The organism is Spirosoma jeollabukense, from assembly GCF_054777855.1.
Genome location: NZ_BAAHAD010000001.1, coordinates 614,282 through 632,156, shown reverse-complemented (window position 1 = coordinate 632,156; position 17,875 = coordinate 614,282). Strand labels below are relative to the sequence as shown.

The following is a 17,875-nucleotide window of genomic DNA, read 5'->3' as shown; positions in this document are numbered from 1 at the left end:
GTTTTCCCGTCGTGATTGGCGCTGTTTTGTCTAATCGTATGGCTGCCCGCCTGTCCGACGTGACGCCTATTCACTGGGCCACACCTGTTGTGCTGGCTCTGGTTGTGTTCATTATCTACACCGTTGACCGGCTCCTTGATGTTCGTAAATATAAGGCCGATGCATTGAGTCAGCCAATGACGGCCCGGCATCGGTTTCATCAACGCTATGCTATGCTGCTCTGGAGCGTTGTTGGCGTAGCCGCTGGCCTGGTATTAATCCTGACGTTTTTTCTGCCGGGTAACGTAGTGAAGTTCGGGATTGTGCTGGGCGGAATTTGCGTGGCCTATGTAGGGTCCGTCTTTCGATTACCGGCCCGGCATCCGGCTTTGCTTCTAAAAGAACCACTTGTAGCCGTGCTCTTTGCCGTCGGTGTCTGGGGTAGCGTTTGGGTGCAACGTACTGCGGTAAGCAGAATAGAGATAGCCGAGTTTCTAATGTTTCTTGGGATTGCGTTTCAGAATCTGCTTCTGTTTGCCGTCATGGAACAATACGAAACAGGATCGTTGGACCGTCCAGATCAGTCTCTGTTTTCGCTGGCAACAGCCTGGGGTGAAGAACGTAGTGAACGGGTACTTAACTGGTTGGCCGCCGTCATTGTCGTAACCGGTTTTACACTTTGCTTTCTGACAACAGATCGATTTGCACAACGCTCTGCACTGATGCTTGGGCTAATGAGCTTGACCCTCTACGTCATGCAACGGTATCCTGCTTATTTCCTCCGGAATGAACGCTATCGCTGGCTTGGTGATGGCGTCTTCTGGATGCCTGCGCTAGTGCTATAGGAATATTCGCAACACCTCTAACCAAAAATAAATCAGTCAATGAATCCGACACAGATACCAATTGGCGTAATAGGCTTGGGATTAATGGGTTGTAGCATTGCTACGTGTCTATTGATAGCTGGGCATCCGGTGGTGGCCGTGGCGCCAATTCCGTCCGATATGGAAACGGCTGAACCGCGCATTCGTGGTCACTTGAAGGGTGCGCTTCAGGAAGGCTTAGTAACTCAACTACCGGACGTCTACTTCGAAAAACTCCGTATTACGGAAGATTACAGCCTGCTGAAAGATTGCGCACTTGTTATTGAATGCACACTCGAAAACATTGACATTAAAAGAGCCGTCTACGCCAAAATCGAAGCTGTAGTGTCTGACGAGGCCATTATTACCAGTAATACGTCGGCTATTCCTATCAGCTTGCTACAGAAAGAAACGCGGCTGCCCTCCCGTTTCCTGGGATTGCACTGGATGGAGCCGTCACATACAACCCGTTTTCTGGAAATTATCTGTGGCGATTTGAGTAAGGTACAATACGCCGAATGGCTCTATGAACTGTCGCACCAGTGGGGTAAAGAACCTATCCTGGTCCGTAAAGATATTCGCGGGTTTATTACCAACCGCCTGATGTACGCGATGTATCGGGAGGCTTTCAATCTGGTTGAAAATGGCTATGCTACTGTTGAAGACGTGGATCGTGCCTGCCGAAATAGTCCGGGTTACTGGATGACGCTGGTTGGTGTGTTTCGCTGGATGGACTTAACGGGTGTACCGGCCTATCATACCGTCATGAAGGATTTGTTTCCTACGCTGAGTAATCAGACAGCCATGCCGAAGTTAATAGACGATATTGTTAAAGCAGGCGGCAAAGGCGTACTGAATGCACACGGTTTTTATGACTACACACCCGAAGAAGCCCTGGAATGGCAAAAAACCTATGAAGAGTTCAGTTACGAAATCCGCAAGCTAGCGTTGAAATACCCAGCCGACGTAGTAAAAACCAGATTAGCCCGGCAGAACGACGAAGACTCCTCTAAACAGCCATGAAAACATCCCCTTTAATTATTGATGCTCACCTGGATATGTCGCTGAATGCCCTGGAATGGAACCGGGATTATCGGCTATCAGCCCATCAGATTCGGGAAAGCGAAACTGGCATGAGCGATAAAATCGATCGGGGCAAAGGGACCGTATCGCTGCCCGATCTTCGCCGGGGAAATATTGGGTTGGTCGTTGCTACGCAGATTGCCCGCTTCAATCAGACGAATGGCAATTTGCCCGGAGCAGGCTGGAATTCGCCCGAGCAGGCATGGGCCATGACGCAGGCGCAGCGGGCCTGGTACGAAGCGATGGAAGATGTGGGCGAGATGGTTCAAATTAAAGATCGTGCTGGTCTGGAACGTCATCTGGCGCTTTGGTTTGACGAAAACATGCCGAACGAGCAGAAACCCGTCGGGTATATTCTGAGCCTGGAAGGAGCCGATTCATTTGTTAACCTATCGTATCTCGAAAAAGCCTACGGATACGGCCTGCGCGCTTGCGGACCAGCCCATTATAGCACCGGGCGGTATGCGCCAGGCACGGGACTAAGTGGACCATTAACTCCACAGGGCCGCCAACTGGTGCAGGAAATGGATCGCCTAGGGATGATCCTGGACGTAACGCACCTCACAGATGAGGGTTTTATGGAAGCGCTTTCTCTCTACAAAGGACCGGTCTGGGCAAGTCATCATAACTGCCGGGCGTTGGTGCCACACCAGCGGCAACTAACCGACGACCAGATCAAGCAACTGACAGAACGCGGAGCCGTCATCGGCGGCTGTTTTGACGCCTGGATGATGAAACCGGGCTTCACCCAGCGAATGAGCAGTCCGGCAGAGTTTGGTATTAGTCTGGAAACCATCATCGATCATTACGATCACATTTGCCAGATGACGGGTAATAGTCTACATATTGCTATCGGCAGCGACCTTGACGGTACGTATGGTACCGAGCAATCGCCCACGGATCTGGACACGATCGCTGACTTGCAAAAGCTAAGTGGCCTGCTGACAAAACGAGGCTACAGCTCCGATGATATTGATAATATTTTCCACGGCAACTGGCTGCGGTTTCTGCGCAACGCGTGGACGTGAACTGGGACATTACGCTGTTCGGCGTAGTCTCTGACTACGTCGCCGTGTTACCCGGTCTCTGACCGGAATTTATCACCTACTTAAGACCGGTCGAAGACCGGGTAACGCTGCGACGTAGTCAGAGACTACGCCGAGCTAAGTCTTCGACCGAAGTTAGCTTGACGATATAAACCGGTCGGAGACCGGACAACGCTGGGCGTAGTCTCTGACTACGCCCAGCAGCGAGTTAAAACAGCGAGGAGTTGAGTAATCAAACCCGGCTCTTCTTCCTGTTTTATACTTCGGCAGTCACTACGTGCTGGGATTCCTGAACGTCGTCTTTCGGCGGTCGGCGGTGCCACCAGGACGCGAGTATGGAACCGGTAATGTTCATTAACGGACCGAACACGGCGGGGGCCAGTCCAACCGTAGCTACTTTACCCATTTGATTGGCTAGTCCCGATGCCAGTCCCCCATTTTGCATGCCGACCTCGATGGCGATGGTCCGGCAGTCGCGCTCACTCATTCTGAACAGTCGCCCAGACCAGTAGCCGAGGAAATAGCCCGACAGATTATGAATCAGTACTAATCCGATCAATGCCGGGCCAATGGTTAGTAGTTTATCCCGGCCAGCCGCTGTGATAATGACGATGATAAAGGCAATGCCAAACATTGATACCAGCGGCATCGCATCATCCAGCCACTTGGCTTTTCCACTCAGAAACTTGTTGAATAGCAGGCCGGCGCCAATCGGGAAAATCACCATTTTGAAGATGTCCCACATCATATCCAGTACATTGATATCAACCAGTGCACCGGCGTAAAGCTTCATGAGCATGGGCGTCATGAACGGGGCCAGCATGGTTGAAATGGCTGTTATGGTAATGGACAGAGCCAGATTTGCCTTGGCTAAGTAAGAGATAACATTCGACGCCATGCCATTGGGTGAGCAACCGATCAGGATAATACCGGCAGCAATTTCTGGCGGAAATCCGCTCATGCTGGCAATCAGAAAACCAATGGTAGGCATAATGGCAAAGTGGCTAACTACGCCAATCAGTACGCCTTTGGGCATTTTCACTACGCCAACAAAGTCTTCGACACTCATCGACGTACCCATGCCGAACATGATAAGCTGAATCAGGGGCGTAATTAATTTGCTGAATTTAAAGCCACCCGTTTCCACAAAATAAGTCGGGTAATACAAGGCTGTGGTAACAGCGGCAAAAATCATAATTGTATAGGCAAACCCCTTCAGGGCTTCCGACCCCCGAAAGGCTAAGGCTATGGCTAGAAAGAAAAGAATCACCAGTGGCCCAGCTTGTGCTAAATGACCCGTAAGTGTCATTCCAAGAGTTGCTGTCAGACTGAGGGCTGCTACCCCCCAAAGTAATTTAGATGTCATTATTGCTTAGAAGGCTTTATTGGGGAAGAGAGGTTTCAGTACGTGCTGATTGCGATCTTAGGTAAAAGTGAAAACACGCCGTTCATTACTTATCACAGTGTAACAGGTATTAAAAATGTATCGCTACCTGTTTACTTAGCCATTGAGGTGCTTCGCCATTTTTAAGGTCGCCAGGCTGATATGTGGGAGCCGATACGTTGATAGCGTGGTAGTTCCTGTCAATAGAGACGTAGCATTCGCTTAAGGAATAGCGGGATATTTGCGTCATGAAAATTGAACACCTGGCTATGTGGGTTCGCGATCTGGAACAGATGCGAGCTTTCTACGAAACGTATTTTGGTGCCACCGCCAATGAGCAATACGTTAATCCGCGTAAAGGATTTTCCTCCTATTTTCTGCGTTTTCCCGACGATGGGCCGCGTCTGGAACTGATGCAGATGCCGGGCATTGTGGATAGACCAACGGATGTTCAGACTCAATACATGGGGCTGGCCCATATTGCCTTCTCGGTTGGAAGTATAGCCGCTGTTGACGAGTTGACCGAGAAGCTCCGGCAAGCGGGATACGTCATTGCAGGCGAACCGCGCCGAACGGGTGACGGCTACTATGAAAGTGTTGTGCTTGACCCGGAACAGAACCGTATTGAAATTACGGTTTAGCGGTAGGAAAAAGGAGTAAGGAGAAGACAAGGGAAAAGACGAATTCAGCCTTTTCCCCTGTCTTCTCCTTACTCCTTTTTCTCCCCTTATTATTTCACGGCTATGCCTCTGGCCTGGACAGTTGCTTTTACGGCACGACCGGTCAGGATATCGAGTATGATTTCCGTGATGTACTCGCGTTTGTTGAAGACAATATCGTGGCGATTCTCGGGGAGTAAAAACTGCTTCACCCGCGCATTCACCAAGTGTCGCTGCGCAAACAATACGTTGGTTGGATATACCAACTCATCAAGTTTTCCATGGAGCATGGTAATATTGGCGCGAATTTTGGGCCAATCGGGCAGAATGGCTTCCAACGCTTCTCTGTGCGCTAATTTCTCGTCATTTGCCAGCCGAAGCAGGGGAGGGACGCCCCAGTGAATGAGCGGACTGTCGGCGAAATAACTGATTGGATAAGTACGTTCCAGGCCCGGCCCCAGGGCCGACGAAACAAAGACAACATGGTTGATACAATCTGGATTGTTCATGGCCAGCCGAGCTGATACGGAGCCACCATACGACGATCCAACGACCACTAAATAAGGAGCCTTCCGGTATCGCTCAATTAAGGGTTGAAGTAATTCTGCCTGATGAATGATAGAGGTTTCCACCTGACCGAAATCGGAATAGCCGTAACCCGGCCGATCGACCGCTACCAACTGAGCGCGGTTAAGTAGCAACGTATCTTTGAAAAATTCCTTGAAGAACGATAGCGAACTTGGAGCGCCATGCACGAATAACACGACGGGCAAGGCTGAATCGCCAATGCTACCCGGAGTTTCGATGAACCGTATGGTTCGTGACTCACCAGCCTTGCCCACGTGATAATAATGCACACTGGGGCGGATGCGTTGTCCCCGAAACTCTTCGGCCAATTCCTGATCGCTCTGACGGGAGTCAACGAACCAGGCAATAACCACTATTCCAGCGGCTAATACGGTCAGGGTAAGTAAGGACCAGCGAAGAATTTTCAGGAACCGTTTCATAGGGCGTCGAGTAACTAGGGCCAACCAGGTTGGGCTTACTTCACAATATACTAATTTTTTGTTTACTGTCTGATCGTCGTGTCAGGTGGCGCGGTTGGGTCTGGGGCCGGGCTGGTTGGAATAAAAGTCGAGTCGTTTACCGCGCCCGTATCCGTCGAATCCGATTCACTGCTTTCTTCCTCATCACCCGAGTAGCCACAGTTCAGGTATTCTTTCGTAATGCCAACTGCCTTAGGGAAAGGGCCTTGTAGGTTTTTGAATTTAGGATCGGCGTATACTTTTTCCAGAAAACGACCCACCAGTGGCAGGGCCGTTTTGGCACCTTCGCCGAGGTCAGTTGAACGGAAATGTATGCTACGGTCATCGCCACCAACCCAGGCACCCACTACTAAATTGTTGGATACACCCACAAACCAGCCGTCCGAGTTGTTCGACGTAGTACCGGTCTTGGCCCCCATTTCATTGTGGTTTTTGAATAGATCGAATGACCACAGATTCTGCGATGTACCGCCCGATTCCTGTAAACCGCCTTGCAGCATGTACCGCATCAGGAAAGCCGTTTCGGAACTGATAGCCCGTTTGTGCTGGCTTGTAAACGTTTCCAGTACGTTCCCGTCCCGATCTTCAATGCGTTGAACGATAACGGGTTCTGTCGATTCTCCGTCATTAATAAAGGTACAGTAAGCAGCAACCAGTTCGTATAACGACACATCCGACGATCCCAGACCGATGGACGGCACCGCTTCCAAACGGCTTTTTATACCCATTCGATGCGCATACTGAGCGACGCGCTCGGGCGTTACGCGGTCGGTGAGTTGGGCTGTAATGGAGTTTACCGACCGAGCCATTGCCCGGCGTAATGTCATGTTGGAATAGGTGTAATAACCCGTCGAGTTTCTGGGCTCCCAGACTTTATCTTCGCCATTTTCCCGGTATTCCTTCCTGAACGGACGATCCTCGATTCGGTCACAGGGACTGAGGTTAATCAACGTATCGTCGATGGCGGTTGTGTAAACGAACGGCTTAAACGTCGACCCTGGCTGGCGTTTGGCTTGTTTAACGTGATCGTATTTGAAGTAATCGTAATCCAGGCCACCCACCCACGCCCGGATATAGCCCGTGTGCGGGTCCATTGCCACCATACCCGATTGCAGAAAATGCTTGTAATAAGCAATGGAGTCGTAGGGCGTCATGGTTGTCGAATCGTACCCGTTCTTACTGTTCCAGCTAAATACCCGCATTTTGTATTTCACTTTTTTCATGTAATACGTAATCGAATCCGGGTAAAGAGGCATAAACCGTCGGCTAAGCGTTTTGTAACGTTCCGTGCGCCGTGCCACCGAATCGATGAAGCCTGGTAGTTCATTTCCATCCTCGTCAGTCCAGGGGTTACGGCCGCGCCAGTGGTTGTCGAACGTTCGCTGCAACTGTTTCATTTTCTCGCTGGTCGCTTCTTCGGCGTAGGATTGCATGCGCGAGTCGATGGTAGTTATAATCCGCAATCCGTCAGTATTGAGATCGTACCCGTTTTCTTCACCCCATTTTTTGACATAATCCTGAACGGCGTTTTTGAGGTAAGTAGCCGGGCCCGAGTATGGGTTTTCGGGTGTGAAGTCGGTGACTAAAGGTAGTGCACTGATCGAGTCGGCTTGTGTTCTGGACAGAAACTTATATTTGGCCATTTGGCCAAGCACTACGTTTCGTCGTTCGCGGGAGCGATCCGGATGCTTGAGGGGGTTATAATTCGTGGTGGCTTTCTGCAACCCAACCAGAACCGCCCCTTCCTGCACGTTCAGGCTGTCCGGCATTTTATTGAAAAACGTCCGGGCTGCGGTTTTTAGCCCAAAGGCATTGCTGCCAAAATCAACGGTATTGAAGTAATACGTGATGATTTCCTGTTTCGAAAAATTGCGTTCCAGTTTAAGCGCCATCAGCCACTCTTTCGATTTGTAGATAACTTTTCGAATAAATGGAATCCGGGTCAATAAGCCCGTATTCGTTTTTCGGCGCGTCTTGAATAGATTTTTGGCTAACTGCTGCGTAATGGTCGATCCACCACCCTCACGCCCTAAACTAATAAGGGCCCGGCCAATAGCACGTGGATCGACACCTCCATGATCGTAGAAACGGGCGTCTTCGGTGGCAATCAACGCATTTATAAGCTGCTTCGGAATGTTTTCATACTTGATGGGCGATCGGTTCTCGGCATAAAATTTACCGATCAATATCCCATCCTGCGAGTAAATTTCGGATGATTGATTGAGCTTTGGATTCTTAAGCTCTTCAACGCTGGGCATTTCGCCGGTCAGGTACAGAAAGTTGTAGTTGAGCGTAAAAACGTAAAGCCCTAAAAGCAGAAAAGACCAGAAAAAAACCTTGACAGCTGTTTTAAGATAAGGATAATACCAGGAATCAGGGTCGATGTATTGGTGAACAAACGAGCGTAAACGATTGCGGTAGGTATGGTACGTATTCGATAATGAACTGATACGTTCTTCACCAGCAATGCGCGCCGTTTGCCGATAAATACGTTGGCCAACTCCTTGTCTAATCGTGCCTAACTTGTTCGGGCGTTGTCGAAGTCGTTGTCGGAATGCGCCAAAAGCGTGCCGGACAGCGCGTAATCGCTCCCTAAATTGACTCATGCGTTTTTAGTCGAAGAAACCTGATAACTATACATGGTATCGTCCTAAAGCCACTAACTTATCCGGCTACCGAAAAGCAGTACAGTAAATTCCGCTTCGACAGATTTACTCAGCTTATATTGATCGGACGATTCACTTCACCGGCAGACTGGCCGAGCGTCAAATATAACGTATTTTCGACCGATCTTATATACAAAAACCGGGTCGCGTGAACAACCCGGTTGGTTTTTAGTGAGTTAGTATCAACGTACTGTATGAGCGGTGTCGCTATTCAATAAGCGGTCTTTGCTACCTAGTACGTTTAGCCATATCCGTTATTTTTTCTCAAACGTCATGGCAACACCATTCATGCAATACCGAAGACCCGTTGGTTTGGGACCGTCGTTGAAAACGTGTCCCAGATGCCCTCCACAAACGGTGCAAAGCACTTCGGTACGGATCATACCATAAGTTTTATCGGTTACGTCCTTAACGGCAGTTTTAGAGATCGGTGCGTAGAAACTAGGCCAGCCTGTGCCCGAATCAAACTTTGTGTCGGAAGAGAACAAAGGACTATGACAAGCTGCACAATAGAACGTACCGTGGTCGTGAATGTCATTCAGGGGACTGGTAAACGCCCGTTCGGTACCGTGTTCGCGGAGCACCGAATATTGATTCGGCGTCAGTATCTTCTTCCATTCAGCATCGGTCTTGACAACCTTCTTAGGTGGGTCGTCATGTGTAACACGGCTAATGGAACTGGAGGGTTCGTGGCTATTCATACCCGGTAATTTGTTGGTGAAGCCAGCCAGTAAACAGGCGGACAATAATAAAAACAGACTATTTTTCATGAGCTTATGACTTTATTATGACAAAATATACGACCAAACGACACCTGAGGATTTGAGTTTGGAAAAACACACGAAGCCATAGGTGGGTGCAAGGACTCACGTGATAATAACAATAAAATAGCGGGTGCCGTTCAGGAATTTACAGGTGCCATCGCGAGCAGCGTCGAGAGGGTTGGGGTAGGGCTACCGCCACGTTTCTCAACGGTTATCGCAAATGCTTCGGCCCGATCAACGGAGCGATTTAGGCGTTGAACAAGCTCGGTGGCATTCGATGCTTCAAAAACACCGGCATCAACGGGTTTCCCTTTTACCATGTACCAGAGCTGATACTGCTTGTCGGCTGGCAAAGCGGGCAGCGACTGAACCTGCACGGCTACCTGATGCGTTTGGGTATTCCAAAAGACAAGCATATTACCTTGCGGAGCTTTCTCGTTACCCTTCAGTTCCAGCGTACGCAAACCGGGTTGACGCAATAACGCTAATGCCTGATCGGCCTGTGTCTGATGATCTTTCAACTTCCGTATCTCCGACTGAAGTGAATTATTTGACGTTCGAACGGAGGCTAAGGTATTTTGATTCGTTCGTAATTGAGAAAGTAAATAAAAAGAAAACAATAAAACTAACAGGCCGATGGACGCGGCTACCATCCAGGTGAGTCGGTACGTATAGGTGGGCCCGGTTGTAAGATCTACGGGCATTGGCCGAACGACCGTTTCCTGGGGCTGGTCAAAATCAAGTTGTGCCAGCAACTTCGCTTTTACAGACGCGGGGGGTTCAACACTATGTAATTGTGTATACTGTTCAAGGGCAACTGATAGCTGGTCGAGTTCCTGGCGCACATCTGGATAGATAGACGACAGGCACTCAACCTCGCGTCGCTCCTGGTCGCTCACCGCACCCATGACGTAAGACTCTAAGATACCAGACGCTATATATTCCGTGACGTTCATGACTTATTTAAATAGTTGCTTTAGTTCCTGTAATGCAGCTCGAATTCGGGTTTTCACCGTTCCTAGGGGCAACTTCAGTTCTTCAGCGGCTTCTTCGTGGGTGTATCCTCCAAAATAAATCAGGTCAATAAGTTGTTTCCGTTCGGGACGCAACTGGCTTACAACTTCTTTGAGACCAATGTGGTCGGGGTTTGGCTGTTCCGTATTATGTTGCCGATCAACAATATGTACGTTCTCCTCATCGGTTCGGATTGCACTGGCGGGTTGTGTTTTTTGAGCGCGTAGGGAATCAATAGCCGTATTGCGGGCCACATTCAGCATCCAGGTGAACAAACGGCCTTTGCTGGCGTCGTAAGCATCCAGGTTCTTCCAGATTTTAACGAAAATGTCCTGCAAGAGATCTGCAGCCTGGTCTTCATCACGCACAATACGTAATACAACCCCATACAGAGCAGGCGAATACTGGTCATAGAGCCACTGAAAGGCTTGCTGATCTCGTCGAGTAAGCTTCTCGATCAGGACACTTTCAGAAACTAAAGAAGATTGGCGTTTCACGCAGACGGTGTGTTAAGTGAGCCAAATATAAGAGAAATTCAAACTATGAATGAGGTAAGCTGCTATAACACTTATTATAAACGCTATATAGGCCACATTATACCGATTATGTACGTTAAAAAAGCGATAGTTAGCCGTATACCTCTTCAGACTATCTCTAAAAAGGTACACAGCTAACTATAGTATTACGTCGTATATAGCCAATAAATAAACAAAGGATTCCAGTATTTACTCACTCTTTTTATCGAAAAGAACCTGACCCTGATTTGGGCATCAGTACGCTATTAATCCCATGAACGACACCATTGGCCTGCCGATTGTCAGCTCCTTCAATAGTAGCCATTCCACCTTTCTCATCGGTTAATTGTAGCTGGCCGTTTGCCCCAAGTTGAGCCGTTAAACTACCGCCCGCCAGTGTTTTTAATTGAGCTTTTCCATTGCCCGCTTTGATTTGCCGCGTCAACTCGTCGGCAGTCAGCGCGCCATTTACTACGTGATAGGATAGTAGTTGTGTTAAGGCCTCACGATTGCTGCCATCCAGCAAGCCACCCTGCACGGTAGCAGGCAGTTTTTTGAAGGCCGTATTCGTTGGGGCAAAGATTGTATAGGGTCCGGTACCTCTAAGTGTCTCGTCCAGTTTAACTGACTGAAGCGCATTTTGTAGCGTTGTGTAATTGGGCGACGAAGCCACAAAGTCGCCGATGCTGGTGTTTCGAACTGTACTGCCTGCTTTCACGGCGGGCGATTCAGTCGTTTTGGCCCCTGAAATAGCTTCAGCCGCTCCAGCATCAGACCTGGCTTCTCCCTTCGTATTCGTTGGTGTGCCCGTGCTGGGAGATGGTGTTGTGCTGTTTAAGGTGTTTGGATTGCTGCCTGCTCCGGTCGGCGCATTCGTTACGTTGTTACTGTTGTAGTTTGTCGTATTGCTATTGTTGATAGACGTTCCCTCACTGGCTGAGCTCTGCCGGTAGTTAGCATCCTGGGTAGATGTATTCGTGTTGGTTGCTGCGTTTTGATTCATAGCGTTTTGGCTTCGTTTCATCGCTCTTCTCTGACTGCGGGAAGTTTTTGCCGGAGTTGAGTCTGGAGCGATGGCTCCCTGTGGATAGCCCGTTGCCGGGGCGGTGCTGGTGGGCGTTGTCTGCGCCCAGCCAGGGGTGATGACCAGCGCGATTCCCAGCGCGAACAGGCCAATATGTTGCTTGATTTTCATAACATTGTTCCGTAATTGCCTAGTAATAATCAGTCATGGATTAACCTCTTGTATCCTAAAAAGTTTGTCGATTTGTGTGCATTGTTTGCCCAAAGGCCGGTAGATTTGCCCGCATCTCAACAAATAACGAACTACGTATATGCAGTCTATTCTGCCACTTCCAACCCAGCCCGTTAAGCCCGGCACCAGTACTGGCCAGCAGTTCTGGCATACTGACACACAGAAAACCATTGATTCCTATTCGCCGGCTGACGGTCAACTGATTGCTCGTGTTTATGCGTCAACCCGTGCTGATTATGATCGTGTTGTCGAAACCGCCCAAGCTGCTTTTGCCGAATGGCGGCAAGTTCCAGCCCCACGCCGGGGCGAAATTGTCCGGCAAATGGGTGAGCAGTTTCGGCATTATAAACGCGAGCTGGGTACTCTGGTTAGTTACGAAATGGGTAAGTCGCTCCAGGAAGGATTGGGGGAAGTTCAGGAGATTATCGATATCTGCGATTTTGCCGTCGGGCAGTCGCGCCAGCTTTATGGCCTATCGATGCATTCTGAGCGACCTGCCCACCGAATGATGGAGCAATGGCATCCGCTGGGCGTCGTCGGTATAATTTCAGCTTTCAATTTCCCCGTGGCTGTCTGGTCGTGGAATGCCATGCTGGCCTGGGTTTGTGGGGATGTTTGTATCTGGAAGCCATCCGAAAAAACACCCTTGACCGCCCTGGCCTGCCAACAGATTATAAGCGAAGTACTACGTAATAATAACGTTCCCGAAGGAGTATCCTGCCTCATCACGGGCGATAGCCATGCTGGTGAGTGGCTGGCCCGCGATCCACGCATCGCACTGGTATCGGCAACGGGTAGCACTCGCATGGGCAAAGCCGTGGCCGAAGCCGTGGCCAGCCGATTGGGGCGTAGTCTGCTCGAATTGGGGGGCAACAACGCTATTATCGTTTCGGAACATGCCGATCTTGATTTGGCTATTCCAGCCATCGCGTTTGGGGCGGTTGGTACCGCCGGACAACGTTGTACATCTACGCGCCGAATCATTGTGCAGGAGAGTATCTACGATGATGTAAAGAATCGGCTAAAAAACGCGTATGCGCAGCTACGTATAGGGAACCCGTTAGACGAGTCATTTCATGTGGGGCCAGTGATCGATCAGGCTGCCGTTCATAGTTATCAGGTAACCGTTAACGAGATACGGGAGTCAGGCGGGCGGTTTGTCGTTGAGCCGGGCGTATTAACCGGAGTAGGTTTTGAGTCGGGGTGCTACGTTCGCCCCTGCATTGCCGAAGCTGAAAACAAGTGGCCTGTTGTGCAGCGTGAAACCTTTGCGCCAATCCTGTATCTACTCAAATACACTACCTTAGAGGACGCTATTTCGCAGCAGAACGACGTACCGCAGGGATTATCGTCAGCTATTTTTACACTGAACCTGCGTGAAGCGGAACGGTTTCTATCGGTTGCCGGATCGGACTGTGGCATTGCTAACGTGAACATCGGTACGTCAGGCGCCGAAATCGGAGGGGCTTTTGGGGGCGAAAAAGAAACCGGTGGCGGGCGCGAGTCGGGTTCCGATGCCTGGAAAGCCTACATGCGCCGACAAACCAATACCCTCAATTACGGCACCACCATGCCACTGGCGCAGGGCATTGCATTTGAATTATAAATAGTGACTGAACCAGACTTTCGGGGTCAACAAAACTGCATTGATCCCGAAAGTCTGCTTTATGATTACTATCCGTATTGACGAGCGAGATGCCAGCCTAATCTACAATTCCAAGACCTATCTGTTCGAAGAGACTGAGACGAACGAGCCGCTGATGATACGTACCATCCAGCTTGTTTATGCTCAGACCGCTCACGCTGCGGGTATTCGAAAACGTGGGGGCATCCATACACTACGGCACAGCTTTGCCACGCATTTGCTCGAATCGGGCACCGACATTCGCTACATACAGCAACTGCTCGGACACCAAAGCATCCTGACCACCATGCGCTATACCCATGTAACGGCGGATAAAATCAGTACCCTCAAAAGTCCGTTAGATGATTTGTAGTTTTATGTGGCCGGAGTAATGGGCGAAGTTGCGCCAAACTAAAGAATTTGCGTTTCAGAATATATCCTGATGTGTAACCAATTATAATTCGTTTATTCTGCTGCAGACATCCTCGTGAGTCATAGCGATATAATTGTTTGTCATCCCCAAAAAAATAGTTTGGATAGCCTTCAATATCCCATACGCGCTCAACCAGCGTATTGACAGAAACTTTTTTTACCATTTTAGTTGCAGGCATCAACCTGGTTATCTATGATTGTACTGTAATTAGTTACTCAACAAAATTCGGCCTCAAAGATATCAAGTATAAAGCAGCCGCTTAATTACATCGTGCTGAATATCAGCCAGAAATCATTAAGCGGCTTTGCGTACAATACTATGTTGGGTGCAACGTAACAAGCTGAAAAATAGCGTAGTGGTCGGGTCGCGTGTGACAAATTGCACTCCTCGACAGGTAGCTTTTAGGCTCGTTGGTCGGCTTCCGGTTGACACAGGGAACGCCCCGACAGGCAAGTTGTAAATTTCTTTATAGTCATCTGGTCAGACAAGTATTACTATCTAAATATCTATCATGACAAGGGATTGAGCGTTGATTGCGACACAAATCAACTTGTAGCGTTTTTAAAGTCCTTATCTCAACTTAAACAAATTGCTGCCACTACATTCACCAACGACGACAGGTCGCCTTTATATATCAATATTTCCCTGTTATGGACAAACCATATCTATAGCTGGTCGGATAAAGATAGGGCCACCCAGAGGACTAACTTAATCGCAATTGTTTGTGCAAAAGATGAATTAAAAGGATTTCAAGAGCTCAAAGACACCTTTGTTAGAATTGCAACTTTTCTCAGTTGGCAATTGGTCGATGAAGAAAATGAGGAAGAAATAGAAGATTTTATTCTTTGGAAACCGAATGAGAAAACGCTTTCTTAGAAGAACAAGGGCAGGCTTCGTGTGACAGGACGCTCGTTCCATAGGACGGTTTGCAGCCCAACCAAATGAGGGTGTAAAGGTGCAAGTGGTTCGTGTTCAGTAGATTTGTGTACTGCTCCATCAGCCCTCGCGGGCGTTGGGTGCGGGTCCATGCAGCTAGTTAAAGGCAGGATACCTGCGACAGTGGAGCAACGATTTAGTTAAACTGTTGCTCATGGGCGGGTTACGTGCGACAGAGGAAACGCCCCATAAATTGAGACTAAATATTTTTTTAATGAACGAGCAGGACAACAAGAAAGCTCTTAAAAGCCAGTACAAACAACAGCAGTTAGACGAGTTTCGCCAGGCATTACCTATGTCAGTTGTCCTGTTCGAGCTACTGTTCGACTTCTTGGAGGAGAACCTTGACGAAGAGGCAGAAACAGGCTTTAACTTAACTCAACAGTTTTGCATTGAAAACGAAGTGGATTTTGAGCTACTAAAAAATTGGCTTGTCAAGAACGGTGCAGGAGACGACTCGGAGGTGTTGTGGAACATTGAGGAGCAATTTGAAAAGCTGTAATTCAAGGTACCGGACGACAGGTAGTACGTCCTGCGGGCAAATCGCAGCCCAACATAATGAGTGTGTAAAGGTTCAAGTAGGTTTGTCGAGTGGAGTTATGCGCTCACCATCAACACTCATTGGCGTTGGGTGCGGGTCCATAAAGTGCGTGAGTGCCAGCATCTCGGCGACAAGTTGCACGTCCCAGATGTTAAGCTTTTTGCTTGTTCGGCGGGTTTCGGGCGACAGGGGGCACGGCTCAATAAAAAAATATAAGGTCGTTAGCCAGTTTCGGCTGACAGAGGAAACGCCCTAGTAAGCGAAATGATGTAATAATGAATAGCTATCCGGCACACTTTAAAAGACTATTTAGCTTTGTTGCTTTGCTTACATTGGTTTATGCCAGCGTCGAGATTGTTTTAGAAAATGACTTTTGGAACATTAAGAACTTACTTCATTTTTTACCTTTTGTTGCCGTATCACTGTATTATAGGTTCGGCTTCTTTTATCATCCCATTGATTTCGACGCCCATTTCTTTTACAGAAAAAATCGCAAAGACAAAATCCCACTTTCATCAATCCAATCAATTAAACTAACATGGCTGGCCAACCAGCACCATGATCGCTACTGGAAGGTAACATATTTGTCTGACGAGCTAGAATCAGTGAGGGTCTTGCCCTCCACAATAGATGATAGTTTCGCCAGATTTATCGAAGCAGTCAAAGAAGCAAATCCATCAGTTGATACTGATATTTTTGAGTTTAAATTGTATTTTGGCTTCTTACCTGGAGTATTTTGGAAACCCAATAAAAGCTAAAATTGCAAGGCGGGTCGCGGGCGACAGGCAGCACGTCCCGCAGGAAAGTCTTCAGCCCAACCAAATGAGTGTGTAAAGGTGCAGGTATGTTTGCTTTAATGAGTTGTGCGCTCACCATCAACACTCATGGTCGTTGGGTGCAGCCAAACAGGTCATACGTATTTGCTGGTTTCGGTCGACACGAGGTCTATCCCAGATAGCAAACTTTTAGGCGTTCATTTCTGACTCCGGTCGACACGAGAATCGTCCCGGATAAGTCAGTTTAGGCGTTCATGTCGGGCTTGTGTGCGACAGAGGAAACGCGCCCATTATCTAAGCTGGGCTTGCAAGGCGAGTTCTGGCTGACAATTTATACTTTTGAAAAACAGCAGTAACTTAAAACCTAAACCAATCACCATTAATGCAAGAATTTGTAACAGCTAAAAAATTTAACAATGAGGAACCGTTTCAGGAGTTAGTCCGAATTTTAGAGAAAAATTCTATTCCTTTTCAGACGGAAACTTATGGAGAAAGGATTGATTCGGTTACTATAGCCCCTATTGCACCTGAGTATATTGTCAAAGTGCCTTCCGATAAATATGCCCAAGTTCATGAAATTCTCAATGAACTGGCGGCAGAGCAGATGTCCGACGTTGATAGAGGACATTACTTGTTTGATTTCTCAGACCAAGAGTTGTACGACATTTTGGCTAAACCTGATGAGTGGTCCGCCTTTGACTATCAGTTAGCCCAAAAAATTCTGCAAGAGCGGGGCAAGCAAATAGACAAAGCTTTCCTCGCTTCTCTCAGAAAGGCTCGTATTGAAACCATTGCGAAACCGGAAGAAGAACATCGAGGCACTATTTGGATTGGTTATCTTTCGGCTTTATTGGGCGGTGTAATTGGTATAGCTATTGGCTGGAACATGGTAAGTTCAAGAAAGACACTTCCCACAGGCGAACAGGTTTATACGTATCAAAAAAGCGACAGAAAACATGGAGTAAGAATCTTGCTCCTGGGTATTGTGATGTTTATCGTTACAATTTACTTGCGAGTACTCCGAGATTAAAGCTTTCAAAGGCAGGCTATCTGTGACAAGAAGCGCGTCCCGTAGGAGACGTAGCAGCCCAACCAGCAGGGGGGTAAAGGTTGGCGCTCCGTTCGTTCAGTGACGTAGTGTTCTCCACCATCAACCCCCTGGGTCGTTGGGTGCATACAACAAGCTGAAAAATAACGTAATGGTCGGGCCTCGTGCGACAGGCCGCCCGGCTCGACAGGGTAGTTTTTCGGCTCGTTTGGCGGGTTCCGGTCGACACGAGAAACGCCCAGT

The 17,875-nt window shown here is 48.6% G+C and carries 18 protein-coding genes; 10 read left to right on the top strand and 8 right to left on the bottom strand.

Annotated features, from left to right (window positions below; all coding sequences use genetic code 11):
* The first annotated feature begins 38 nt into the window (after positions 1-38).
* From ACYVEA_RS02570 to ACYVEA_RS02560, 3 genes are read left to right on the top strand one after another with little or no spacing between them, the layout of a single operon-like run.
* A complete protein-coding gene (locus tag ACYVEA_RS02570) occupies positions 39-824 on the top strand; it encodes a UbiA prenyltransferase family protein (RefSeq protein WP_461111747.1) in 786 nt (261 codons plus the stop codon).
* Between the two features lie 39 nt (positions 825-863).
* Positions 864-1,865, top strand: a complete 1,002-nt coding sequence (locus tag ACYVEA_RS02565; protein ID WP_461111746.1) for a 3-hydroxyacyl-CoA dehydrogenase family protein — start codon at positions 864-866, stop codon at positions 1,863-1,865.
* A complete protein-coding gene (locus tag ACYVEA_RS02560; RefSeq protein WP_461111745.1) occupies positions 1,862-2,953 on the top strand; it encodes a dipeptidase in 1,092 nt (363 codons plus the stop codon). Before ACYVEA_RS02565 ends, ACYVEA_RS02560 begins: the two co-directional genes overlap by 4 nt.
* A gap of 274 nt (positions 2,954-3,227) precedes the next feature.
* Here the strand turns inward: ACYVEA_RS02560 and ACYVEA_RS02555 are convergent, their stop codons facing one another.
* Positions 3,228-4,337 carry a bile acid:sodium symporter family protein gene (locus tag ACYVEA_RS02555; RefSeq protein ID WP_461111744.1) on the bottom strand — a complete coding sequence of 370 codons (1,110 nt, stop codon included), beginning with the start codon at positions 4,335-4,337 and terminating at the stop codon, positions 3,228-3,230.
* A 109-nt stretch (positions 4,338-4,446) separates the two neighbouring features.
* Positions 4,447-4,605: a hypothetical protein gene (locus ACYVEA_RS02550; protein WP_461111743.1), complete on the bottom strand. Its 159-nt coding sequence runs from the start codon at positions 4,603-4,605 to the stop codon at positions 4,447-4,449.
* Between ACYVEA_RS02550 and ACYVEA_RS02545 the strand changes: the two genes are divergently transcribed.
* Positions 4,604-4,996: a VOC family protein gene (locus ACYVEA_RS02545; protein WP_461111742.1), complete on the top strand. Its 393-nt coding sequence runs from the start codon at positions 4,604-4,606 to the stop codon at positions 4,994-4,996. The genes ACYVEA_RS02550 and ACYVEA_RS02545 overlap by 2 nt on opposite strands.
* Before the next feature lie 89 nt (positions 4,997-5,085).
* Here the strand turns inward: ACYVEA_RS02545 and ACYVEA_RS02540 are convergent, their stop codons facing one another.
* The 6 genes from ACYVEA_RS02540 to ACYVEA_RS02515 form a co-directional block, all read right to left on the bottom strand.
* Positions 5,086-6,021: an alpha/beta fold hydrolase gene (locus ACYVEA_RS02540; protein ID WP_461111741.1), complete on the bottom strand. Its 936-nt coding sequence runs from the start codon at positions 6,019-6,021 to the stop codon at positions 5,086-5,088.
* Between the two features lie 62 nt (positions 6,022-6,083).
* Positions 6,084-8,666: a penicillin-binding protein 1A gene (locus tag ACYVEA_RS02535; protein WP_461111740.1), complete on the bottom strand. Its 2,583-nt coding sequence runs from the start codon at positions 8,664-8,666 to the stop codon at positions 6,084-6,086.
* Between the two features lie 314 nt (positions 8,667-8,980).
* Positions 8,981-9,427, bottom strand: coding sequence for a peptide-methionine (R)-S-oxide reductase MsrB (gene msrB, locus ACYVEA_RS02530; RefSeq protein WP_461112937.1), 447 nt, complete (start codon positions 9,425-9,427; stop codon positions 8,981-8,983).
* Between the two features lie 200 nt (positions 9,428-9,627).
* A complete protein-coding gene (locus ACYVEA_RS02525) occupies positions 9,628-10,446 on the bottom strand; it encodes an anti-sigma factor (RefSeq protein WP_461111739.1) in 819 nt (272 codons plus the stop codon).
* A gap of 3 nt (positions 10,447-10,449) precedes the next feature.
* Complete coding sequence (locus ACYVEA_RS02520) at positions 10,450-11,001, bottom strand: RNA polymerase sigma factor (RefSeq protein WP_461111738.1); 552 nt, start codon at positions 10,999-11,001, stop codon at positions 10,450-10,452.
* A gap of 241 nt (positions 11,002-11,242) precedes the next feature.
* The gene (locus ACYVEA_RS02515) at positions 11,243-12,214 is read right to left on the bottom strand and encodes a fasciclin domain-containing protein (protein WP_461111737.1); all 972 of its coding nucleotides are present in this window, start codon (positions 12,212-12,214) and stop codon (positions 11,243-11,245) included.
* A 139-nt stretch (positions 12,215-12,353) separates the two neighbouring features.
* Here ACYVEA_RS02515 and amaB point away from each other — a divergent pair, with 139 nt between their 5' ends.
* The 6 genes from amaB (at position 12,354) to ACYVEA_RS02485 (ending at position 17,614) form a co-directional block, all read left to right on the top strand.
* A complete protein-coding gene (gene amaB / locus ACYVEA_RS02510) occupies positions 12,354-13,880 on the top strand; it encodes an L-piperidine-6-carboxylate dehydrogenase (protein ID WP_461111736.1) in 1,527 nt (508 codons plus the stop codon).
* Positions 13,881-13,941: 61 nt separating this feature from the next.
* Entirely contained in the window at positions 13,942-14,271 is a 330-nt protein-coding gene (locus tag ACYVEA_RS02505; RefSeq protein ID WP_461111735.1) for a tyrosine-type recombinase/integrase, read from the top strand.
* 582 nt (positions 14,272-14,853) lie between these two features.
* Entirely contained in the window at positions 14,854-15,207 is a 354-nt protein-coding gene (locus ACYVEA_RS02500) for a hypothetical protein (protein ID WP_461111734.1), read from the top strand.
* 214 nt (positions 15,208-15,421) lie between these two features.
* The gene (locus ACYVEA_RS02495) at positions 15,422-15,769 is read left to right on the top strand and encodes a hypothetical protein (RefSeq protein ID WP_461111733.1); all 348 of its coding nucleotides are present in this window, start codon (positions 15,422-15,424) and stop codon (positions 15,767-15,769) included.
* Positions 15,770-16,083: 314 nt separating this feature from the next.
* Positions 16,084-16,566 (top strand): hypothetical protein, encoded by a 483-nt coding sequence (locus ACYVEA_RS02490; protein WP_461111732.1) that lies wholly within the window; start codon positions 16,084-16,086, stop codon positions 16,564-16,566.
* Positions 16,567-16,966: 400 nt separating this feature from the next.
* On the top strand, positions 16,967-17,614 hold the full coding sequence (locus tag ACYVEA_RS02485; RefSeq protein ID WP_461111731.1) for a hypothetical protein: 648 nt from the start codon (positions 16,967-16,969) through the stop codon (positions 17,612-17,614).
* The last annotated feature ends 261 nt before the right edge of the window (positions 17,615-17,875 follow it).

Excerpts from the sequence above, each read along its gene's own strand:
- ACYVEA_RS02570 (WP_461111747.1), top strand. The coding sequence starts at position 39 with ATGGCTGCCCGCCTGTCCGACGTGACGCCTATTCACTGGGCCACACCT.
- ACYVEA_RS02565 (WP_461111746.1), top strand. The coding sequence starts at position 864 with ATGAATCCGACACAGATACCAATTGGCGTAATAGGCTTGGGATTAATG.
- ACYVEA_RS02560 (WP_461111745.1), top strand. The coding sequence starts at position 1,862 with ATGAAAACATCCCCTTTAATTATTGATGCTCACCTGGATATGTCGCTG.
- ACYVEA_RS02555 (WP_461111744.1), bottom strand. The coding sequence starts at position 4,337 with ATGACATCTAAATTACTTTGGGGGGTAGCAGCCCTCAGTCTGACAGCA.
- ACYVEA_RS02545 (WP_461111742.1), top strand. The coding sequence starts at position 4,604 with ATGAAAATTGAACACCTGGCTATGTGGGTTCGCGATCTGGAACAGATG.
- ACYVEA_RS02550 (WP_461111743.1), bottom strand. The coding sequence starts at position 4,605 with ATGACGCAAATATCCCGCTATTCCTTAAGCGAATGCTACGTCTCTATT.
- ACYVEA_RS02540 (WP_461111741.1), bottom strand. The coding sequence starts at position 6,021 with ATGAAACGGTTCCTGAAAATTCTTCGCTGGTCCTTACTTACCCTGACC.
- ACYVEA_RS02535 (WP_461111740.1), bottom strand. The coding sequence starts at position 8,666 with ATGAGTCAATTTAGGGAGCGATTACGCGCTGTCCGGCACGCTTTTGGC.
- msrB (WP_461112937.1), bottom strand. The coding sequence starts at position 9,427 with ATGAATAGCCACGAACCCTCCAGTTCCATTAGCCGTGTTACACATGAC.
- ACYVEA_RS02525 (WP_461111739.1), bottom strand. The coding sequence starts at position 10,446 with ATGAACGTCACGGAATATATAGCGTCTGGTATCTTAGAGTCTTACGTC.
- ACYVEA_RS02515 (WP_461111737.1), bottom strand. The coding sequence starts at position 12,214 with ATGAAAATCAAGCAACATATTGGCCTGTTCGCGCTGGGAATCGCGCTG.
- amaB (WP_461111736.1), top strand. The coding sequence starts at position 12,354 with ATGCAGTCTATTCTGCCACTTCCAACCCAGCCCGTTAAGCCCGGCACC.
- ACYVEA_RS02505 (WP_461111735.1), top strand. The coding sequence starts at position 13,942 with ATGATTACTATCCGTATTGACGAGCGAGATGCCAGCCTAATCTACAAT.
- ACYVEA_RS02495 (WP_461111733.1), top strand. The coding sequence starts at position 15,422 with ATGGGCGGGTTACGTGCGACAGAGGAAACGCCCCATAAATTGAGACTA.
- ACYVEA_RS02490 (WP_461111732.1), top strand. The coding sequence starts at position 16,084 with ATGAATAGCTATCCGGCACACTTTAAAAGACTATTTAGCTTTGTTGCT.
- ACYVEA_RS02485 (WP_461111731.1), top strand. The coding sequence starts at position 16,967 with ATGCAAGAATTTGTAACAGCTAAAAAATTTAACAATGAGGAACCGTTT.